The organism is Uliginosibacterium paludis (assembly GCF_039631355.1).
Taxonomy (GTDB): Bacteria; Pseudomonadota; Gammaproteobacteria; order Burkholderiales; family Rhodocyclaceae; genus Uliginosibacterium; species Uliginosibacterium paludis.
Genome location: NZ_JBDIVF010000002.1, coordinates 62,419 through 82,523 on the forward strand (window position 1 = coordinate 62,419; position 20,105 = coordinate 82,523).

Below are 20,105 nucleotides of genomic sequence, written 5' to 3' on the forward strand. Positions count from 1 at the left end.
TGACGAGCCCCGCCGTGATTCCGAACTTCTTCACCTATCTGCGCCGCATTGTTGCCGGCTGGCTGCCGCGGCTGCGCCATCCCACGCGGCGCGGCATCCTGATCGGGCTGATGATTCCGCCCGCCCTGCTGCTGCTCTGGGTGCTGTGCCTGCTGCCCTTCACGCCGGCCATCTCGGACATCCGCAAGGCGCGCGATGAAGCGCCGACGGTGGTGCTCTCGGCTGATGGCAAGCCGATGGCGGAATACAAATGGGGCAACCGGGACTGGGTCGCGCTGGCCGATATTTCGCCTCGCGTGGTCGAAGCCCTGGTGGCCACCGAAGACCGCCGCTTCTACACGCACCACGGCATCGATTTCCGGCGTCTGGCCGGTGCGGCGCTGGCTACTTTCCGCGGCAACACGCAGGGCGGATCCACCATCACCCAGCAGCTTGCCCGCAACCTGTATCCGGAAGAAATCGGACGCCGCCAGAACCTCTCGCGCAAGATCAAGGAAGCCATCACGGCGCTGAAGATCGAGGCGGTGTATTCGAAGCAGGAGATCCTCGAGACCTATCTCAACACGGTGCCCTTCCTCTACAACGCGTATGGCATCGACATGGCTGCGCGGACCTATTTCGGCAAGCCGGCGCGCAAGCTCGACCTGCTCGAAAGCGCCACGCTGATCGGCATGCTCAAGGGCACGGCCTACTACAACCCGGTCCAGAATCCCGAGCGTGCGCGCGAGCGGCGCAATGTGGTGCTGGCCCAGATGGCAAAGACCGACCAGCTCTCCGCAGAGCGCTACGAAGCGCTTGCGCGCCGCCCGCTGCGGCTGGATTTCGAACGCCAGACGGCCGAAACCGGCGCCGCGCCGCACTTCGCGCAGCAGCTGCGCAAATGGCTCATCGAGTGGGCCGACCGTCATGACTATGACATTTACACCGACGGCCTGGTGGTCCGCACGACGCTCGACTCTCGCCTGCAGGCCATGGCCACCCGCGCGGTGGAGCAGCAGGGACGCGCGCTGCAGGGCATTGCCAACGCCGCCTGGAGCGGACAGTGGCGTGCCGCCAATCCGCTGGTGCAGAGCCTGATCCGTGAAAGCGCGGAATACCGCGCCGCCCTGGACGCGGGTGACGCGCCCGAGACCGTGCTCAAGCGCCTCGGCGCTGACCGCGGCTTCATGCAGAAGCTGCGCGAGGAGAAAACGCGCATCCAGGCCGGCTTCCTCGCCATCGAGCCGGGCAATGGCGCGATCCGTGCCTGGGTCGGCAGCCGCGACTATGCCGGAGACGCCTTCGATCACGTTCAGCAGGCGCGCCGCCAGCCCGGCTCCACCTTCAAGCCCTTCGTCTATGGCGCCGCCTTCGAGCGCGGCGCGTCGCTCGACGACAGCTATGTCGACAAGCCGGTCGAAATCCGGATTCCGGGCGGAGGCATCTGGCGCCCCGGAGATGCCGAAGCGCCCAGCTACGAGCCGATGAGTCTGCGCAACGGGCTGGCACTCTCGCGCAACCGGATCACCGCTCAGCTGATGCAGGATGTGGGGCCGGCCCGGGTCGCGCGGCTCGCGCGCGCCATGGGCGTGCGGCAGAGCCCGCTGGAAGAGGTCCCCTCGCTGGCGCTGGGCACCAGCCCGGTCAGCCTGCACGAGATGGTGTCCGCCTATGCCACGATCGCCAACGGCGGGCGCTACATCGCGCCTGCGATGGTGGTGCGCATCGAGAACCGCCACGGCGAGGTGCTGGAAGAGTTCCGCCCCGCTGCGCCGGAGCAGGCCCTGACGCCGGCCGCCAACGACAAGCTGCTCGAAGCGATGCGCGGCGTGGTCGATCACGGAACCGGTGCAGCCATTCGCGGCCGCTTCGGCCTGCGCGGCGAGCTGGCCGGCAAGACCGGCACCACCCAGGAAAACACCGACGGCTGGTTCATCCTGATCCAGCCCCGTCTGGTTGCCGGCGCATGGGTCGGCTTCAATGACGGACGCATTACGCTGCGGAGCGACTACTGGGGCCAGGGCGCGCACAGCGCGCTGCCGATCGTGGGCGACTTCTTCTCGCGGGCGGAGCGCGCACGGCTCATCGATCCGGACGAGCACTTCATGAAGGCGGAGGAATCCGGCCTCTTCGGCCGGCTGCACAACTGGTTCGGCTCGATCTTCGGCGAAGCCGTCACGCCGGGTGAAGACAAGAGCTCCGCCAGCGCGCCGGCGCGATCCGGGCCGCTCGAGCCGGCCCCGGCCAGCGAAACCTCCGGCGCACCGCCGCAAGCTGCGGCCAGTGAAGCGGTGGAAACCGGCGGTGGTGTGCCGACGCCACCACCCGAATCGGGCATGAGTCCGCCGGCGGCACAATCCGCACCGGTCAGCCCGGCCGCCAGCACGCCGGCCGCAAGCGCCTCACGCCCGGCCCTGCCTGAAGCAGCCCCCCCGGCGCCGATACCCGCTCCGGCTGCGCCGCCTCCGTCGCAGCCTCCTGCTGGAGCCAGCCTGCCCGGCTGAGAGCCGGGTCAGCGGCAGAGTGCCGGGCTGACCACGTTGACGCTCTGGTAATAGCCGTGGGTGGTGGCCACCTGCACGCATTCGCGCACGCGGCCGTTCCACCAGGTGCTGAAGGCGCCATGCCCGTCGATGCTGGTGAAGCCGCGATGCTCCAGCGCCCGCTCGCCGGACGAGGCCCGTGCGCCCTGCAGGTCATCCACCGGTACCGGCACGCCGGTTTCCGGCGCTGCGCCATATCCGTCGTCCTGCCACCCATGCCGCGAAGGCCTGCCAAAGCGCTCGCCATGGTGACCATGAAAGTCTTCGTCCGCACGCGGATCGCGCGCCTCGTCACGGCCAGCGCCGGCATTCAGGCACTCGCGCTCGCTGACGCTGACCAGGTCTCCCACCTGATTGTTGCGGTCGACTGTCACGCGTGCGCAGCTGCTGTCGGCGGCACTCCACCAGTACTGCGCACCGTCGGCGGCGCGGCCCGAAGCGCGATAGCCATGCCGCAGCAACTGGCTCTGCGCCCAGTTCATGTCCTGATGCAGCACGTCCGCAAACTCGATTTCAGGCGAGGCGGCCTGGGCGCTCAGGCATGCGGTGGCGGTGGCAAGCAGGAGCGAAACGGTCAGAAGGGAAAAGGATTGGCGTTGCATGCCGGGTTCTCCTGAGGCCCGCCCCGGTGTGCGCATCCGGCGCCGCCCGGCAGGCCCTGACATGGTTTTCCGGCAGCCGGTCATCGCGCGACGTGCAGATCGGACGCTGCAACAGAGTCCGCGCGATTCACCGGCATGCCGATGGAATCATCTGGAATGCCGGAGGAGCGACATTCCGATGTCATGCGCGGATCCGCTCAGCGGCAGCTGCCCGGCGCGACGACGTCCACATGCTCATAGCGGCCGTCCTGGGTGGTGACGCGCACGCATTCGTTGGCGCGGTCGTTCCACCAGCTGGCGTAGCCCCGGTTCCAGCTCTTGCCGCCGGACACGTTCTGGAAACCGCGCGAGCGCAGTTCCTGCTCACCGTAGGAGGCACGCATGCCTTCGATGTCGGAGACATTCACCGAGCGGCCATAACGCTCCGGCTCGGCTTCATGGCGCGCCTGCTTGCCTTCGCGATAGCCGTCCATGTAGGCCTGGTCGTTCGAATGCACGCCGTTGCCGTTGCGGGCATCGTCATAGCCCTGGCGATAGACCTCGTCATGCGAATCGTTGTTCTTGTGGTCGTGCTTGTTGAGCAGATAGGCCCCCGCGCCCACGGCAGCGATCGCGGCCGTGCCGAGTGCGATGTTGCGGTTGGTTTCGGGATTGCTCGAGCAGGCCGAGAGCGCAAAGGCTGCGGCAAGGGCGGCGACGAGTGCGGTGCGTGTGTTCATGAATCAGTCTCCTTCGGAATTCGAAATCCGCCGGAAACCTCGTGTCCCGGTCTGGATGGGCGCCATCATACGAGCGCCCTCCGGCCCGGCATCGCCGCGTTTGTTACAGAGTCATGCAGCGTCAGGCGCGCATGCCCGACATGCTTTTACACACCCTCGGAAAGCCGCTGCAGCTGGGCTTTGCACGATTTCGGGGTGAGGTCATGGACCACCCGCGACACGAACCGCCACACAGCCGGACATGAAAAACCCGCCTGGCGGCGGGCCCCTGGGCGCGCGAACGTCGCGGTTTCAATCGATGGTCTTGACCAGATGGCGCACCTTGAGCGCGAAGTCCGGCGACTTGCGGAGCTTCTGCTCCTGCTGCCAGAAGCTCTTGGCCAGTGCCGGATTGCGATCCGCCCAGGTCTTGCTGAAGATCGTGAAGAAGGGCTCCTTGAGCAGCGGAAGCGGCGCGCTCACCAGCGTGCTGCGCAGGTTGAAGTCCTGCAGGAGGCTGGCATTGCCCTCCTGGGTTTCGAGCGCGACCGCGGCAAACTCGCCTTTCGAGAGGCGACGCAGCAGCTGGAGGTAGCTGGTCGAGCTGTCGTCCACGCTGGCGCCGAGCGCCTTGACGCGCAGACCGATCGAGCTGCCCTGACGCACCCCGACGCTGCCTTTCACGGTGAGGGTCTTGCCGTCCCAGGCCAGCTTGTCGCCCTTGCGCTGGAAGAGGCTGAAGCTGTTGTTGTACATGCGCAGCGCGTCGTCCGGCTTGCGGCCCGCCATCGGATAGGCCGCAAACTGCAGACGCTCCTCGGCAAAGGCGGCGCTGACCGCGCCATCGGACTTGCCCTCGCGCAAGGCGCGCAGGCAGTCCTCCCAGGGCATGGCGGTAAGGCGCAGATCGACGTTGAGCTGGCGCGCGGCTTCGGAGGCCAGGATCTGACTGAAGCCGGGCGTGGCCTTCATGATCCAGGGAAAGGATTCGTCCTGGTTGTGGCACAGGCGCAGTTGCGGCTGCGTCGCGACCGGCGCGGCCCAGGCCTGCGGCACCGCGGCGACCAGGCAGGCCAGCCATGGCAGGAAGCTTGCGGTTTTCATCATGTTCCTTTCATGTCGGGAACCTGTATCTCGGCGGCATGCCGGCCCGGCGCATGAGTAGAACTACCGAGCTGCCCGAAGATGCAGGTCGCGGACATGAAAAAGGCCTGCTCCGGAGAGCAGGCCCTGTCAGCCGATGCAGCGCGGATCAGGCGCGGGCGATGGTTTCGTCGCCCACCACGCCGGCGCCGTGCGCCTGCATGTCAGCCCAGTAGGAGCTGCGCACCATCGGGCCGCAGGCAGCATTCCTGAAGCCCATCTTCAGCGCTTCGGTCTCGAACATCTTGAAGGTGTCCGGCGTCACATAGCGCAGCACCGGCAGGTGACCACCAGAGGGCTGCAGGTACTGGCCGATGGTGAGCATTTCCACATCGTGCGCGCGCAGGTCACGCATCACGTCGAGGATTTCCTCGTCGGTCTCGCCCAGGCCCACCATCAGGCCGCTCTTGGTCGGGACGCCGGGATGCATGGCCTTGAACTCCTTGAGCAGGCGCAACGAATAGGCATAGTCCGCCCCGGGACGAGCCGCCTTGTAGAGGCGCGGCACGGTTTCGAGGTTGTGGTTCATCACATCCGGCGGCGCTTCGCGGAAAATCTCCAGCGCCACTTCCATGCGGCCACGAAAATCAGGCACCAGCACTTCGATCTGGGTGCGCGGGCTGGCTTCGCGGGTCGCCTGGATGCATTCGACGAAGTGCTTCGCACCGCCATCGCGCAGGTCGTCACGGTCGACGGAGGTGATCACCACATACTTCAGGCGCATCGCGGCGATGGTCTTGGCCAGCTCTTTGGGCTCGTCGGCATTGAGCGGCTCGGGGCGGCCGTGGCCCACGTCACAGAAGGGGCAGCGGCGGGTACAGATGTCGCCCATGATCATGAAGGTGGCCGTGCCCTTGCCGAAGCATTCGTGAATGTTGGGGCAGGAGGCTTCCTCGCAAACAGTGTGCAGCTTGTGGTCGCGCAGGGTGTCCTTGATCTCGTTGAAGCGCGCGGTCTCTTCGGCGGTGCCGAGCTTGATGCGGATCCAGTCGGGCTTCCTCAGCTTTTCGGCCGGCACGATCTTGATCGGGATGCGCGCGGTCTTGTCGGCGCCACGGAGTTTCTTGGGATTTTCGCTGCTGCTCATCGGTCGGGCTTTCATCGCGCGGGTGTTCTGAAGCCCGGCTGCAGCGCGAAGCAGGCCGGGTATGCATTCAGGCAGGGCCACCGTTTCCGGTTTGTGAAACCTGCCTGGCGGGGGTTCAGCGGGGGCTCAGCGGATAGTCGCGTTCGAGCAGATCGGTGAGCCGGGATGCCAATTGTGCCAGTACGCGCTCTGTCGTGACAGTCACGCCTTCCTCGCGCAGGCTGGTACTGCGAAGCCCCTCATAGCCGCAGGGGTTGATTCGCAGGAAGGGCGCGAGGTCCAGATCCACATTCAGGGAGAGGCCGTGATAGCTGCAGCCGCGCGAGATCTTGAGCCCCAGTGCGCCGATCTTGGCGTCACGCACATACACGCCGGGCGCGCCCTCACGCCGCTCGGCCGTGACGCCATGGCCCGCCAGCACATCGATCATGGCCTGCTCCATCAGCGTGACCTGCTCGCGCACCTTGAGATTGCGCCGGGCCAGATCGATCAGCAGATAGACCACCGCCTGACCGGGCCCGTGATAGGTGATCTGACCACCGCGGTCGATCTTCACCACCGGCACTTCGCTCGCCACCAGCAGATGCTCCGGCTTGCCGGCCAGCCCCAGGGTATAGACCGGCTCATGCTGCAGCAGCCAGAGCTCGTCCGGCGTGTCTTCAGTGCGCGCGGCGGTGAAGGCTTTCTGTGCCTCGAAGGTCGCGACGTAGTCGACGAGGCCAAGCGTGCGGTGGATCAGGGAGTCGGGAGTCGGGAGTCGGGAGTCGGCAAAAGCACGCACGCCGCCCTGCAGCGCGACCCCCACGCCCCACTCACCACTCCCCACTCCCGGCTTCACAGCACCACCTTCACCATCGGATGCGAGGAGAGCTCGCGGTAAAGGGTGTCGAGCTGGGACTGGGAGACGGCGCGGATGGTGCAGGTCAGGGCCAGGTAGTTGCCGGCCTTGGACGGACGCATTTCCATGGTGGCGGGGTCGAAGTCCGGGGCGTGCAGACCGACCACGGCAGCGATCGTCTGGGCAAACTCGTCATGCCGCGCGCCCATGATCTTGAGCGGAAAGTCGCAGGGGAATTCGAGCAGGGTCTTGCGTTCTTCGGTCATGGCATTTTTCTCGCGGTAACTTCCGGCATCTGGGGCCGGACGCATCAATTATCAAGCGCTAGCGAACCACGAAGGGCCGGGTGCCGATGCTGGAAGCGATACGGTCGGCCACGCTGCGTGCTTCGGCCAGATCGCTGAAGGGGCCGACATGCAGGCGGTACTTGTCACCGACCAGGCGGGTATTGACGCCCTGGCGGAGCCACTTCAGCTCGGACTGCACATAGTCGCGAAAGCTGTCGGCATTGGCGCTCGAGGCGAAAGCCCCCAGTTGCAGGAAGATGCTGCCGGCCGGCATGGCGGCCGGGGCGGTCGCGGGCTCGACACGCGCTTCGGTGGTCATCGCGGCGATCGGATCCGGGTCCGCCGCTGCGGCCTCGCGAACCGGCGCGCTGACCGGCAGCGTCGGCGCAGCCGGTGCGGTCACCGCCACTGGCTGGGGCGCTGGCGCGGGCGGTTCGGCAGGCGCCGGCGGATTCGCGGCAGCGAGATAGCTGCCCGAGCCGATTTCGTCCGGCGTGATCGCATCCACCTGCAGCCGCGCGCTGCCCTTGCTCACATAGCCCAGCTTCCAGGCCGCGGTGTAGGAGAGATCCATGATCCGGCTGTGCAGGAAGGGGCCGCGGTCATTGACGCGCACCACCACCTGACGGCCGTTCTCGAGATTGGTCACCCGGGCGTAGCTCGGGATCGGCAGCGTGGGGTGAGCGGCCGTCATGCCATACATGTCATAGGCTTCGCCGCTGGCGGTCTTCGCGCCGTGGAATTTCTTGCCGTACCAGCTGCCCACCCCGGTCTGGCTGAAGGGCTTCACATTGCTCATCGGCTTGAAGCTCTGCCCCATGACCTCATAGGGGCGGGTCGTGGACGCACGGATCGGTTCGATGCGCGGCACGGCATCAGGGATCGCGGCCAGATCGACCGGCGCATTGTCGCCGGGGCCGTCATCCAGATAGAAGGCGCCGCCCCGCTTCGTGGCCGGCGCCGGAGCGGGCGTGCCTGAGGCCGGACGGGCGGGTGGCGTGGCAGAAGAAGTGCGCGGCGCCGGGCTCTGCACCGGCACGCTGCTGCAGGCTGCCAGCAGGATCAGGGGCAGCAGGGCGGCAATCAGCAGTCTCATGACGTGGCGCTCCCTCCTCATTTCCGGCGGCGGTGCTGCTGCACGCTCATGAGGATGCCGATCCCCAGGCACAGCGTCACCAGCGCTGTTCCACCATAGCTCACCATCGGCAGGGGAACGCCCACCACGGGAAGCATGCCGGCCACCATGCCCATGTTCACGAAGGCATAGGTGAAGAAGATCATCGATACCGCGCCGGCGAGCAGCCGTCCGAAGAGCGTGGCGGCGTTGATGGCGATCATCAGGCCGCGTCCGATCAGGAGGCAATAGAGCATCACGATGATGATCACGCCGGCGAGCCCGAACTCTTCGGAAATCACTGCCAGCACGAAGTCGGTGTGGCGCTCGGGCAGGAAGTCGAGATGGGTCTGGGTGCCCTGATGCCAGCCCTTGCCGAACACACCACCCGAGCCGACCGCGATGGTGGACTGGATGGTGTGGAAACCCTTGCCAAGCGGATCGGAAGACGGGTCGAGCAGCGTGCACACGCGGTGCTTCTGGTAATCATGCAGGCCGGGCCAGGCCACTTCGGGCGCGCAGATCTGGTCACCGAAGGTAATGATGCCGACGATGCCGACGATGCCCACCAGCACCACCGGCAGGATCAGCAGCCAGGAGAGGCCGGCGAAGAAGATCACGAATACGCCCGAGCCCAGCACCAGCAGCGCGGTGCCCAGATCGGGCTGCTTGAGGATGAGCCCCAGCGGCAGGGCCAGCAGCAGGCCGGCCACGATGAAGTCACGCATCTTGAGCATGCCTTCGCGCTTCTGGAAATACCAGGCCAGCATCAGCGGCATGGCGATTTTCATCAGTTCGGAAGGCTGGATGCGCATCACGCCCAGATTGAGCCAGCGCCGCGCGCCTTTCGAGACGTCACCGAACAGCGCGACGCCGATCAGCAGCAGCACGCCCAGCACGTAGAGCGGCAGCGCGAGGCTGTGCATGCGTTGCGGCGGCTGGGCCGCCATGGCCCACATGACGATGACCGCGATCGTCACGTTCACGATGTGCGCATCCATGCGCTCGGGCGAAGAGCTGCCCAGCATCAGGGTTGCGACCGCGATGATGGCGACCATCACCGCAAACAGGAAGGGATCGATCGGACGCAGCAGCCGGAGTGCTGCGCTGCGCACATCCATCAGGTTAATCATGGCCATGCTCCGTGTCGGCGTCGGCATCGGGGTCTTCCGGCGCCGCGCCGGCCGGCTTGATGCCGGCGATGTAGTAATCCAGCACCTGGCGCGCAATCGGCGCTGCAGCGGCGGCACCGAAACCGCCGTTTTCGACCAGCACCGCGAGCGCGATCTTCGGATTGTCGGCCGGCGCGTAGGCGATGAACAGCGCGTGGTCACGCAGACGCTCGTGCAGCTCGTGCTCCACATACTTCGCGCCCTTGAGCGAGAACACCTGCGCCGTACCGGTCTTGCCGGCGGCCTGGTATTTCGCGCCGGCAAAGGCACGCGCGCCCGTCCCGCCGGTGATCACGCCGATCATGCCGCGACGGACCACGTCGAGATTTTCCGGCTTGTAGCCCAGATCGGCCACCGGCGTGGGCTCAACCATGCGCGGCACGCCAGTCTGCGCATCCACCACATACTTCACGATGTGCGGCTTGAACATCACGCCATTGTTGGCGAGCGTCGCCGTGGCATGCGCCAGCTGCAGCGGCGTGTAGGCGTTGTAGCCCTGGCCGATGCCGATGGAGATGGTTTCACCGGCGAACCACTTTTTCTGCTCGGGCTTCTTGAAGCGGCGCTGCTTCCATTCCTTGGACGGCAGCACGCCGACCGATTCGCCGGAAATGTCGATGCCGGTCCGGCTGCCGAAACCCAGCTTGCCCATGAATTCAGAGATCAGGTCGATGCCCATCTCGTTGGCCAGCGTGTAGTAGTAGGTATCGCAGGACACGACGATGGACTTCACCATGTCGACGACGCCGTGGCCACCCTTCTTGTCGTCGTTGAAGGTGTTGTTGCCGAACACGAAGAAGCCCGGATCGTGGAAGGCGTAGCTCGCCGAGCGCTTGCCGGTTTCGAGCGCGGCCAGCGCCATGAAGGGCTTGAAGGTGGAGCCGGGCGGATAGGCGCCGTTCATGGCGCGGTTGATCATCGGGTGATCCGGCGAATTGTTGAGCGCATCCCAGTTTTCGGTAGTGATGCCATCAACGAAGAGGTTCGGATCGAAGCGCGGCGTCGACACGAAAGCCAGCACGCCACCGGTCGAGGGCTCGATGGCCACCAGCGAACCGCGACGATTGCCGAAGGCCTGCTCGGCGATGCGCTGCAGCTCGATGTCCAGCGTGAGCTGAAGGTTGTTGCCGGGCACCGGCGGGGTACGGTCAAGCGAGCGGACGGCACGGCCCGACGCATCCACCTCGACCTGCTCGAAACCGCTGATGCCGTGCAGATCCTTCTCGTAGCTCTGCTCCAGACCGGTCTTGCCGATGTGCTCGGTGCCACGGTAATTGGCGGCCAGCTCGTCGTCATCCTCGATCTTCGCCATCTCGCGCTGATTGATGCGACCGATGTAGCCGATGGCATGGGAGGCGACTTCGCCCAGCGGATACTGGCGGAAGAGACGGGCCTTGATGTCCACACCGTCGAAGCGGTAGCGGCGGGCGATGAAGCGCGCGACCTCTTCGTCGGTCAGGCGGGTGCGGATCGGCAGGGACTCGAAGTTCTTGCTCTCGTCGAGCAGCTTGCGGAAGCGGCGGCGATCCTTGGGCTGGATCTCGATGATGTCAGCCAGCTCGTTGATGGTTTCCTCCAGGTTCTGCACCTTGGAGGGCGTGATTTCCAGCGTGTAGGCCGAGTAGTTGCGCGCCAGCACCACGCCGTTGCGGTCGGTGATCAGACCGCGGTTGGGCACGATGGGGAGCAGCGAGATGCGGTTGGCCTCGGCCCGCGTGCTGAAGTAGTCGTAGCGCACCACCTGCAGATAGACATAGCGCGCGATGATCAGACCGAAGCCGCACAGGACGAGCAGCGCCGCCGCGGCCACGCGGGCACGGAAGCGGTGAAATTCCTGTTCGGGTGTCTTGAGTTCCATGGTGTCAGGCGTGGAGGATGCGGTCCCTCAGCCGGCGGCCGGCACGGTCATCCGCTTGCGGCCTCCTACAGGGGCCGGTTCTCGTCCCGATCGATCGGACGCATCTGTGGCAGGAGCAGCAGGTAATACACCGGCAGCCAGAGCACCGCCGTCGTGAAACAGGTGAAGAAATACTCCCAGCCCGGGAAACGCCCGCCGGAAGCCATGCGCAGCAGCAACATGACGAGCTGCACCATGAAAAACATCGGCACCATGTAAAGACTCTGCACCGCCGGCGAGAACCACAGCAGCCGCCGCGCGTTCGCGATGGCAGCCCAGGCCAGCAGCACATAGGCGGTGGCGTGCTGGCCCATGACCGAGCCGATGACCACGTCGACCGTCAGCCCCAGGATGAATCCGGCCCCCATGCCGATGCGGTGCGGCTCACGCACGCACCAGAAGGCCAGCACCAGCGCGACGAAATCCGGCATCGCGAGAAAGCGCCCGACCGGAATACAGCTCAGGATCACGGCCAGCACCATGCTGAACCACACGAATACCATGCTCACCGGGAGCAGCAGGCGGCCGGAACGATGGGTCGGCAACATCATTGCGCACTCCTTGCTTCACGCCCGGCCGGCGCGCTGCCTGCCGCGGCCGGCGCACTCGCGGCCGCCACCGGTGCGGAGCGGGCGGCAGAGCTCCTGGCGGCCCGCGCCGGTGCGGGCGCTGACGCGTCAGCCACTGGCGCCGGGGGAGTCGCGACCGGTGCCGAAGCCGTTTCCGCCGGCGCCGACTGACCGGCAAACGCCTCCGTCACGCCGCGCTGCCGGATCCGTCCGGAAGACGCCCGGCGCGAGTTGCGCTCGAGCTCGTCCGAGGGGCGTGCCGGCAGCGGCTCGATGCGATTGAAGACCAGCACGGCGCCATTGCGTTCCACGGCCGCAATCGGTTTACACAGGATGCGGGCGAAGGATTCACTGTTGTCGCGCGTCACCTTGAGCACGACCGCTACCGGAATCCCCGGCGCATAGATGCCGTCCAGCCCCGAGGTGAGGATGCGGTCCCCGGGCTTGACCTCGGCGTTGGCGGCGAGGAATTTCAGTTCGAGCAGGCCGCTGCCGCTGCCGAACATCACCGCGCGCAGGCCGCTGCGCTCGACGACGACGGGAATCGCCTGATCCTTGTCGGACACCAGGGTGACTTCGGCATGCAGCGGGAACACCCGAGTCACCTGCCCCAGCAGACCCAGCGAATCGACCACGGCCGAGCCGGGCTCGATGTCCTGCGTGCTGCCCTTGTTGATGATCACCTTGCGCGAGAAGGCGTCGCGCGAGGGATAGACGATCTCGGCCGCGGTAGTGCGCAACCCTACCCGCTTGCTGACATCCAGCAGGCCGCGCAGGTTGTCGTTCTCCCGCTCGAGTTCGCGGGTGAACATCAGCGCACTGTCCATTTCGAGCTGGTGGCTCTTGAGCTGGCGGTTTTCCTTCTGCAGGCTGGCAAGCCCGGAGAAGTAATTCGCCGCGTTGCGCACGAAATCGGCCGGTGTCGCGGCCGCGATGCGCAGCGGGTAGGTCAGCACCGTGAGCCCCTGCCGCAGGGTGTCGAGATAGTGCAGGCGAAGGTCGGCCACGAGCAGCGAGAAGCACAGCGCGAGATAGATCGTGGCGCGCGCCGCGGGCGGCAAGCCACGCTTGAAGAACGGTGGGGTCTGGTGACCGGTGGCCATGCCTGCTGCTTCGGTAGGAGATCGTTGGAAACGAACGGGGGAAGGGTTCGCCGCGCCGGCCGGCCTGCATCAGCCGCAACCCTTGCGCTGCGCCCTTCCCCGCGTGATTTATTCGCTGGCGAAAATGGAGCCGAGCTTGTCCATCTTTTCCAGTGCCATGCCGGAGCCGCGCACCACACAGGTCAGCGGGTCTTCGGCCACGATCACCGGCAGGCCGGTTTCTTCCATCAGCAGGCGATCCAGATCGCGCAGCAGCGCGCCGCCACCGGTGAGCACCATGCCGCGCTCGGCGATGTCGGCACCCAGTTCAGGCGGGGTTTGCTCCAGCGCGATCTTGACGGCGGACACGATGGAGTTCAGCGGATCGGTCAGTGCTTCGAGGATTTCGTTGGAGGAAATCGTGAAGCTGCGCGGGATGCCTTCGGCCAGGTTGCGGCCCTTGACTTCCATTTCCTTCACTTCGCTGCCCGGGAAGGCCGAGCCGATGGTCTTCTTGATCGATTCAGCGGTGGTTTCGCCGATCAGCATGCCGTAGTTGCGGCGAATGTAATTGACGATGGCTTCGTCGAACTTGTCACCCCCCACCCGCACCGAGCCGGCATACACCATGCCGCCCAGCGAGATCACGCCCACTTCGGTGGTACCGCCACCGATATCGACCACCATCGAGCCGGTTGCATCGGCCACCGGCAGATCGGCACCGATTGCCGCGGCCATCGGTTCCTCGATCAGGTAGACCTGCGACGCGCCGGCGCCCAGCGCGGACTCGCGGATCGCGCGGCGCTCGACCTGGGTCGAACCGCAGGGCACGCAGATGATGATGCGGGGGGAAGGCGAGAAAAGGCGCGAGTCGTGCACCTTCTTGATGAACTGCTTGAGCATCTGCTCGGTGACGGTGAAGTCGGCGATCACGCCATCCTTCATCGGGCGGATCGCGGTGATGTTGCCCGGCGTCTTGCCCAGCATCTGCTTGGCGGAGTGACCGACCGCCTGGATCGTCTTCTTGGCATTCGGGCCGCCTTCGGTCCGGATCGCGACCACCGAGGGTTCGTCCAGCACGATGCCTTTGCCACGCACATAGATCAGGGTGTTGGCCGTGCCGAGGTCGATGGCGAGGTCATTGGAAAAATAGGAGCGCAAGAGTCCGAACATGGGTTGAACCACCTCTGTGTATCGCGGTCCCCGGCACTGCGCCCGGGACCGGGCAAACGAAACCGCGTATGTTACCCTATCCCGTTGTTTCCAATGTACCCATCCAACGGACCCCGCACCATGTCCCTCACCCTGGAACAGGTCGACCGCATCGCCCGGCTCGCCCGCATTGAACTCACCCCGGAAACCCGTGAAGCCACCCGCGGCAAGCTCGACGGCATCTTCGGCCTGATCGAGCAGATGCAGGCGGTGGATACCACGGGTGTGGCGCCAATGTCCCATCCGCAGGACGTCGTGCAGCGTTTGCGCCCCGATGCCGTGACCGAAACGGACCGCCGCGACGCCTTCCAGGCCGTGGCGCCGGAAGCGGAAGCCGGCCTCTATCTGGTCCCTCGCGTCATCGAATGAACGGCATTCCGGCCCGCCGGACGGCACGGCCGGGACACCCGCGACTGACACACTCCGCCCTTCCCCCGACACACACTGCAAGGATTAGCCATGGCAAACGCGCGACTGCTCGAACATCTCAGTGAAGCCCGGACCGTACTGGAAAAGGTGCTGGCCGACGAGGCCCTGCTGACGGAAGTGACGAAGGCGGGTGACCTGCTGGTCGAATGCCTCAAGGCGGGCGGCAAAGTGCTCACGGCCGGCAACGGCGGCTCGCACTGTGATGCGATGCACTTTGCCGAAGAGCTCTCCGGCCGCTATCGCGACAACCGCCCGGCACTGGCTGCGGTGGCCATCTCCGATCCCTCGCACATCACCTGCGTGGGCAACGATTACGGCTTCGAATTCATCTTCTCGCGCCAGGTGGAAGGCCTCGGCCGGGCCGGTGACGTGTTCCTCGGCATCTCGACCTCGGGTAACTCCGGCAACATCCTCGCCGCTGCTAAGGCCGCGAAGGAACGCCAGATGAAGGTCATCCTGCTGATGGGCAAGGACGGCGGCAAGATGAAGGGGCTGGCTGACGCCGAGATCATCGTGCCGCACTTCGGCTATGCCGACCGCATCCAGGAAATCCACATCAAGTTCATCCACGCCCTGATCGACCATGTCGAGATCGGGCTGGGCTACGTCAAGCCCTGAATCCCGGCGGCCGGCACGCCCCTCACGCACCGTGTGCCGGCAGACGCCTTTTTGCTGAACCCGCTTTACGAACACAGTCATGACCGCGCACACACTCGCATCGCTGCAGAAGCAGCTCGCTGCCAGACAGATCTCCAGCCGGGAGCTGGTCACCGACCAGCTCGCCCGCATCGAGGCCGCCAACCCCGCACTCAACGCCTTCATCACCGTTGACCGCGAGGGTGCGCTGGCCGCGGCCGACCGGGCCGACGCCGCCCTGGCGGCCGGACAGGCCGCCCCGCTCACCGGCCTGCCGATCGCCCACAAGGACCTCTTCTGCACCGAAGGCGTGCTGACCACCTGCGGCTCGAAGATGCTGTCGAACTTCGTCAGCCCCTATGACGCGCATGTGGTCAGCCAGCTCAAGGCTGCCGGCGCAGTGAGCCTGGGCAAGACCAACATGGACGAGTTCGCGATGGGCTCGACCAACGAAAGCTCCTGCTTCGGCCCGGCGCGCAACCCCTGGGACACGACCCGCGTGCCGGGCGGCTCCTCCGGCGGCTCGGCCGTGGCCGTGGCAGCCGGGCTGGTGCCGGCCGCCACCGGCAGCGACACCGGCGGCTCCATCCGCCAGCCCGCGGGCCTGTGCGGCATCACCGGCATCAAGCCCACCTACGGCGTGGTCTCGCGCTACGGCATGATTGCCTATGCCAGCTCGCTCGATCAGGGTGGCCCGATGGCGCGCACCGCCGAAGACTGCGCGCTGATGCTCAATCACATGGCCGGTTTCGATCCGCGCGACTCCACCAGTCTGGAGCGCGACCGGGAAGACTATGCGCGCGACCTCGCCCGCCCGCTCGCCGGCCTGAAGATCGGCCTGCCGAAGGAATACTTCGGCGAAGGTCTGGCAGCCGATGTGCGCGCCGCCATCGAGAACGCACTGGCCGAACTGCGCCGCCTGGGCGCCACCACGGTCGAGATCAGCCTGCCCAACACCCACCTGGCGATTCCGGCCTACTACGTGATTGCGCCGGCTGAAGCTTCGAGCAACCTCTCCCGCTTCGACGGCGTGCGCTATGGCCACCGCGCGAGCGAATACGGCGACCTGGCCGAAATGTATGCGCGGAGCCGCGCAGAGGGCTTCGGCGCGGAAACCCAGCGCCGCATCCTGGTCGGCACCTATGTGCTCTCGCACGGCTACTACGACGCCTACTACATCAAGGCCCAGCAACTGCGCCGCCTGATCGCGGAAGACTTCAAGCAGGCGCTGAGCCAGTGCGACGTGATCGCCGGACCGGTCGCCCCGACGGCCGCCTGGGGCATCGGCCAGATGGCGGACGATCCGGTGCAGATGTACCTCGCGGACATCTACACCATCGCGGTGAACCTCGCCGGTCTGCCCGCGCTGTCGACCCCGGCCGGCTTCTCGGCCGACAAGCTGCCGGTCGGCCTGCAGCTGATCGGCAACTACTTCGGCGAAGCCCGTCTGCTGAACGTAGCCCACCAGCTCCAGCAGGCCACCGACTGGCATCTGCAAAGCCCGGCCCGCTGACCCCGCCCCATGCGCCCGCCCCCGAGCGGGCGCTTTCGTCTTCTCCTGCCACCCCTGAGTCGGCCGATACGGGCGCGCAGCCCTTCCGGTGCCTAGAATCGCGCCACACGCCACACGCCAATCGCGGAGCGCTCATGTCACTGGATACCTGGCTCGCCTTCTTTGTTGCTTCCTGGCTGATCAGCCTGTCCCCCGGGCCCGGCGCCGTTTCATGCATGGCCGCCGGTCAGCGCTTCGGCTTCCGGCGTGCCGTCTGGAACATCTTCGGGCTACAACTGGGCGTCGTGCTGCTGGTGGGCATCTGCGCCGCCGGGCTCGGCGCGATTCTCGCCGCTTCGCATACGCTGTTCGTCGCGATCAAATGGATCGGCGTGGCCTACCTCATCTGGCTCGGCATCCAGCAATGGCGTGCGCCGGCCTCGCCGATGCTGACCGCGGAACAGACAGAAGCCCGCCCGCTCGCCCTGATGCTCAAGGCCTTCCTGATCAATGCCAGCAATCCCAAGGGCATCGTCTTCATGCTCGCCGTATTGCCGCAGTTCATCGACCCGAAGGCGGCGCAGTGGCCGCAGTACGCGATCTGCGCGGCCACGCTGCTGTTCACTGATGCCGTCGTCATGAGCGGCTACACCCTGCTCGCCTCCCGCGTGCTGCGTGCGCTGCGCGATCCGGCGCATATCCGCTGGCTCAACCGGGGCTTCGGCAGCCTTTTCGTCGGGGCCGGCGTGCTGCTGGCGACCTTCCGGAGGCACTGAGATGCGCCGACTGTCTGCCTGGCTGATGATGCTTCTGCTCGCGGCCTGCGCGGGCAGCGCCGAGAGGGGTTCGCCCGCCGGCACAGCGGACACGCCCGCCACCAAGCCACCCGCCAGCACGCCGGATAAGTCTCCGGTACGGATCACTCAGGGAAGTGCCAGCACGATCTCGCGCGCCGACAAGCAGCGCATCCTGGCGCAGATGCAGGCCTCGGCCAGACCGATCACCCTCGAGCGTGCCTGCAGCTTTCACAACGAGACTGGCTACAAGGGCTCGACGCGGGTCAACATCCGCAATGGCGAAGTGGTCGAGCTTGCCACCACCTACGAGATTCCCGATTACGGCATCTGCCGCATCGAGAAGGCCGGCTTCCGCCAGGTTGCCAGCACGCCCTCGATCGAGCTGCGCCATGCCGATGGCTGCACGGCCAGGATCTGGACCCAGGGCCGTCAGCTGACGATCTCCTACACCCGTTGTGCGGCGCGCTGCAGCCGGCCGGAAGCCTTCAGCTACGTCTGGCCGGTGCTGATCGACCAGCCCAGCGGCCGCTGCGACTGAGGCCTGGCCTCCGACTGTTGCAGTTGGATGCAGGCGCTTGAAGCGACGCTGCGGCACGCGCATTGTGCCGGCTGATGACGCCGCTTCCCGACATGGAATGGCGCCCCTCACGACCGGAGCCCGCCATGAACACCCGCCTGCCCTGCCTGCTTTGCCTCTGCCTGGCCCTCGCCGCCTGCAAAACCGGCGGTGGTGGCCATCTGGTACGGCAGATCGACGCGCGGCGCATGCATGAGCAACTGCGTTCATCCGGCGAAGACCTGAACTACAGCCTGCGCTGCAGCTTCCGCAACGAAACCGGCTACAACGGCTCGACCCGGCTCGACATCCGTGACAACCGGGTGATCGATCTGGCGACCTCGATCAATGTGCCGGAAGCCGGCGGCAGCTGTCGCATCGAAGGGCCCGGTTTCCGCCAGACCCGGTTCCAGCCCTCGATCGAACTGCGCCACCCGGACGGCTGCACCGCGCGGATCTGGACCCAGGGCCGCCAGATGACGGTTTCCTACACGCATTGCGAAGCCCGCTGCAGCAATCCGCAGGTCTTCCGCAAGACCTGGCCGGTGCTGATCGACATGCCGAGCGGCCACTGCGACTGATTGTCGCAGCGCAGCGCTATCGGCTACAGTGGGGCCGATCCGGCATCGTGATTCATGGAGGACCCGGCATGCTGATCACATTCAAATCCCGCGCTGATGGCGACGTCATCATGTTTGCCGAGGTGGCCCGGCGCATCCTGAGCATCCTCGGCAAGGACCCCGCAGACACCCGCGGCATTGTCACGGTCGAGCAGATCCCGGCGGCCATCGCCGCCCTCAGGGCGGCAGTCGAGGAAGACCGGCTGAACACCCCGCCTGCAGAGGAAAAGGATCCCTGGGAGCAGGAGCCCGGCACCCCGCGCCAGGCAGCACCGATCAGCCTGGCGCAGCGCGCGGCACCGCTGCTCGCGATGCTCGCGCACTCGCTCAAGGCGGCAACCCCTGTGACCTGGGAGGCATGAATCCGGATGAGCCCGAACCCACCCGCACGCGTCATGATCATCGGCGCCGGCCCGGCCGGCATGTCCTGCGCACTCTGGCTGCACAACCTCGGTCTCGAACCCGGCCTGATCGACAGCGAGAAAGCCCCCGGCGGCGCCATGCAGCTCAACTTCCTCAACAACAACTGGGTGCTCGGCCAGCGCAACATGAGCGGCCTCGAAATGGCCGCTCGGTTTGCCGAGCACATCGACAGCATCGGCGTGCCGCTGCTGCTCGAAACCCGCCCGACCCACATCGCCCTGGATGGCGCGGGCTTCCGTGTCACGCTGGAAACGCCGGAAGGCCTGCGCAGCGAGGAGGCCGATGCCATCGTGCTGGCCACCGGCACCCGTTACCGCGGTCGCGAACTGCTGCTCGGCCTGCCCGGCTTTGCGCGCTGCGATCCGGGGCGCCTGCGCTACGGCCCGCACTGTTTCACCCGGCTCTCGGTGCTGGCGAGCAAGCGCCTGCTGGTCATCGGCGGCGGCGACAATGCCCTGGAAAACGCCACGCTCGCGCTGGAGGCCGGCGCGCGCGTCACCGTTGCCACGCGCGGCCAGTTCCGCGGGCAGGCACGCTACCTTGATCGCCTCGCGGCGGCCCCCGAGTGCGCCCTGCATGCCGACGCCAGGCTGACCGACCTCCAATCCTCCGCCAACGGCCTCACCGCCACGCTCGAAGGTGCCGCGGGCAGATGGCAGATCGAGGTGGATCGCGTGCACCTGCTGGCCGGCTACGCGCCCAACTCCGGCTTTCTCGACGCCACCCTCGGCCAGGGCCTCGCCGCGCCCGAGCGCGACGCGGCGGGCTATCTGGTCGTTGACGCCCAGGGCCGCTGCAGCACGCCGGGCTTCTATGCCGCAGGAGACGTCGGCAACCCGGCCTTTCCGAACATCCTGAGCGCCCTGGCCCAGGGCGCTCAGGTCGCCAAAACCATCGAATCCGACTTCAAGAACGCATCCCGCACCTGA

Annotated in this window: 21 protein-coding genes; 9 read left to right on the top strand and 12 right to left on the bottom strand. The window is 66.4% G+C overall.

All coding sequences use genetic code 11. From position 1 onward, the window contains the following. The first annotated feature begins 14 nt into the window (after positions 1-14). Entirely contained in the window at positions 15-2,483 is a 2,469-nt protein-coding gene (locus ABDB87_RS05295; RefSeq protein WP_345924803.1) for a penicillin-binding protein 1A, read from the top strand. A gap of 8 nt (positions 2,484-2,491) precedes the next feature. Here the strand turns inward: ABDB87_RS05295 and ABDB87_RS05300 are convergent, their stop codons facing one another. From ABDB87_RS05300 to ABDB87_RS05355, 12 genes are all read right to left on the bottom strand, one after another. Beyond that, positions 2,492-3,124 (bottom strand): hypothetical protein, encoded by a 633-nt coding sequence (locus tag ABDB87_RS05300; RefSeq protein WP_345924805.1) that lies wholly within the window; start codon positions 3,122-3,124, stop codon positions 2,492-2,494. Between the two features lie 197 nt (positions 3,125-3,321). Then, positions 3,322-3,843, bottom strand: a complete 522-nt coding sequence (locus ABDB87_RS05305) for a hypothetical protein (protein ID WP_345924807.1) — start codon at positions 3,841-3,843, stop codon at positions 3,322-3,324. A gap of 291 nt (positions 3,844-4,134) precedes the next feature. Next, positions 4,135-4,929, bottom strand: a complete 795-nt coding sequence (locus ABDB87_RS05310; protein ID WP_345924809.1) for a substrate-binding periplasmic protein — start codon at positions 4,927-4,929, stop codon at positions 4,135-4,137. Between the two features lie 145 nt (positions 4,930-5,074). Beyond that, positions 5,075-6,052, bottom strand: a complete 978-nt coding sequence (gene lipA / locus ABDB87_RS05315) for a lipoyl synthase (RefSeq protein ID WP_345924811.1) — start codon at positions 6,050-6,052, stop codon at positions 5,075-5,077. Between the two features lie 115 nt (positions 6,053-6,167). Continuing rightward, positions 6,168-6,791: a lipoyl(octanoyl) transferase LipB gene (gene lipB, locus ABDB87_RS05320; RefSeq protein ID WP_345926050.1), complete on the bottom strand. Its 624-nt coding sequence runs from the start codon at positions 6,789-6,791 to the stop codon at positions 6,168-6,170. A 95-nt stretch (positions 6,792-6,886) separates the two neighbouring features. Continuing rightward, entirely contained in the window at positions 6,887-7,156 is a 270-nt protein-coding gene (locus tag ABDB87_RS05325; protein ID WP_345924814.1) for a YbeD family protein, read from the bottom strand. Positions 7,157-7,214: 58 nt separating this feature from the next. After that, positions 7,215-8,273: a septal ring lytic transglycosylase RlpA family protein gene (locus ABDB87_RS05330; RefSeq protein WP_345924816.1), complete on the bottom strand. Its 1,059-nt coding sequence runs from the start codon at positions 8,271-8,273 to the stop codon at positions 7,215-7,217. A gap of 17 nt (positions 8,274-8,290) precedes the next feature. Next, positions 8,291-9,424: a rod shape-determining protein RodA gene (rodA, locus tag ABDB87_RS05335; RefSeq protein WP_345924817.1), complete on the bottom strand. Its 1,134-nt coding sequence runs from the start codon at positions 9,422-9,424 to the stop codon at positions 8,291-8,293. After that, positions 9,417-11,321 (bottom strand): penicillin-binding protein 2, encoded by a 1,905-nt coding sequence (mrdA, locus tag ABDB87_RS05340; RefSeq protein WP_345924819.1) that lies wholly within the window; start codon positions 11,319-11,321, stop codon positions 9,417-9,419. Before mrdA ends, rodA begins: the two co-directional genes overlap by 8 nt. A gap of 65 nt (positions 11,322-11,386) precedes the next feature. Next, on the bottom strand, positions 11,387-11,911 hold the full coding sequence (gene mreD, locus ABDB87_RS05345; RefSeq protein ID WP_385917290.1) for a rod shape-determining protein MreD: 525 nt from the start codon (positions 11,909-11,911) through the stop codon (positions 11,387-11,389). Next, entirely contained in the window at positions 11,908-13,032 is a 1,125-nt protein-coding gene (mreC, locus tag ABDB87_RS05350) for a rod shape-determining protein MreC (protein ID WP_345924821.1), read from the bottom strand. The genes mreD and mreC overlap by 4 nt, the downstream gene beginning before the upstream one ends. 108 nt (positions 13,033-13,140) lie before the next feature. Then, on the bottom strand, positions 13,141-14,184 hold the full coding sequence (locus tag ABDB87_RS05355; RefSeq protein WP_345924823.1) for a rod shape-determining protein: 1,044 nt from the start codon (positions 14,182-14,184) through the stop codon (positions 13,141-13,143). Between the two features lie 120 nt (positions 14,185-14,304). Between ABDB87_RS05355 and gatC the strand changes: the two genes are divergently transcribed. The 8 genes from gatC (at position 14,305) to ABDB87_RS05395 (ending at position 20,105) form a co-directional block, all read left to right on the top strand. Next, complete coding sequence (gene gatC / locus ABDB87_RS05360) at positions 14,305-14,592, top strand: Asp-tRNA(Asn)/Glu-tRNA(Gln) amidotransferase subunit GatC (protein WP_345924825.1); 288 nt, start codon at positions 14,305-14,307, stop codon at positions 14,590-14,592. 90 nt (positions 14,593-14,682) lie between these two features. Further along, positions 14,683-15,270 carry a D-sedoheptulose 7-phosphate isomerase gene (gene lpcA, locus ABDB87_RS05365; protein WP_345924827.1) on the top strand — a complete coding sequence of 196 codons (588 nt, stop codon included), beginning with the start codon at positions 14,683-14,685 and terminating at the stop codon, positions 15,268-15,270. A gap of 79 nt (positions 15,271-15,349) precedes the next feature. Beyond that, complete coding sequence (gene gatA / locus ABDB87_RS05370; RefSeq protein ID WP_345924829.1) at positions 15,350-16,801, top strand: Asp-tRNA(Asn)/Glu-tRNA(Gln) amidotransferase subunit GatA; 1,452 nt, start codon at positions 15,350-15,352, stop codon at positions 16,799-16,801. Positions 16,802-16,935: 134 nt separating this feature from the next. Further along, a complete protein-coding gene (locus tag ABDB87_RS05375) occupies positions 16,936-17,556 on the top strand; it encodes a LysE family transporter (protein ID WP_345924831.1) in 621 nt (206 codons plus the stop codon). Between the two features lies 1 nt (position 17,557). Next, on the top strand, positions 17,558-18,115 hold the full coding sequence (locus ABDB87_RS05380) for a hypothetical protein (protein ID WP_345924833.1): 558 nt from the start codon (positions 17,558-17,560) through the stop codon (positions 18,113-18,115). A 125-nt stretch (positions 18,116-18,240) separates the two neighbouring features. After that, the gene (locus ABDB87_RS05385; RefSeq protein ID WP_345924835.1) at positions 18,241-18,714 is read left to right on the top strand and encodes a hypothetical protein; all 474 of its coding nucleotides are present in this window, start codon (positions 18,241-18,243) and stop codon (positions 18,712-18,714) included. Between the two features lie 68 nt (positions 18,715-18,782). After that, on the top strand, positions 18,783-19,115 hold the full coding sequence (locus tag ABDB87_RS05390) for a DUF1840 domain-containing protein (RefSeq protein ID WP_345924837.1): 333 nt from the start codon (positions 18,783-18,785) through the stop codon (positions 19,113-19,115). Between the two features lie 6 nt (positions 19,116-19,121). Further along, positions 19,122-20,105, top strand: a complete 984-nt coding sequence (locus ABDB87_RS05395; RefSeq protein ID WP_345924839.1) for an NAD(P)/FAD-dependent oxidoreductase — start codon at positions 19,122-19,124, stop codon at positions 20,103-20,105.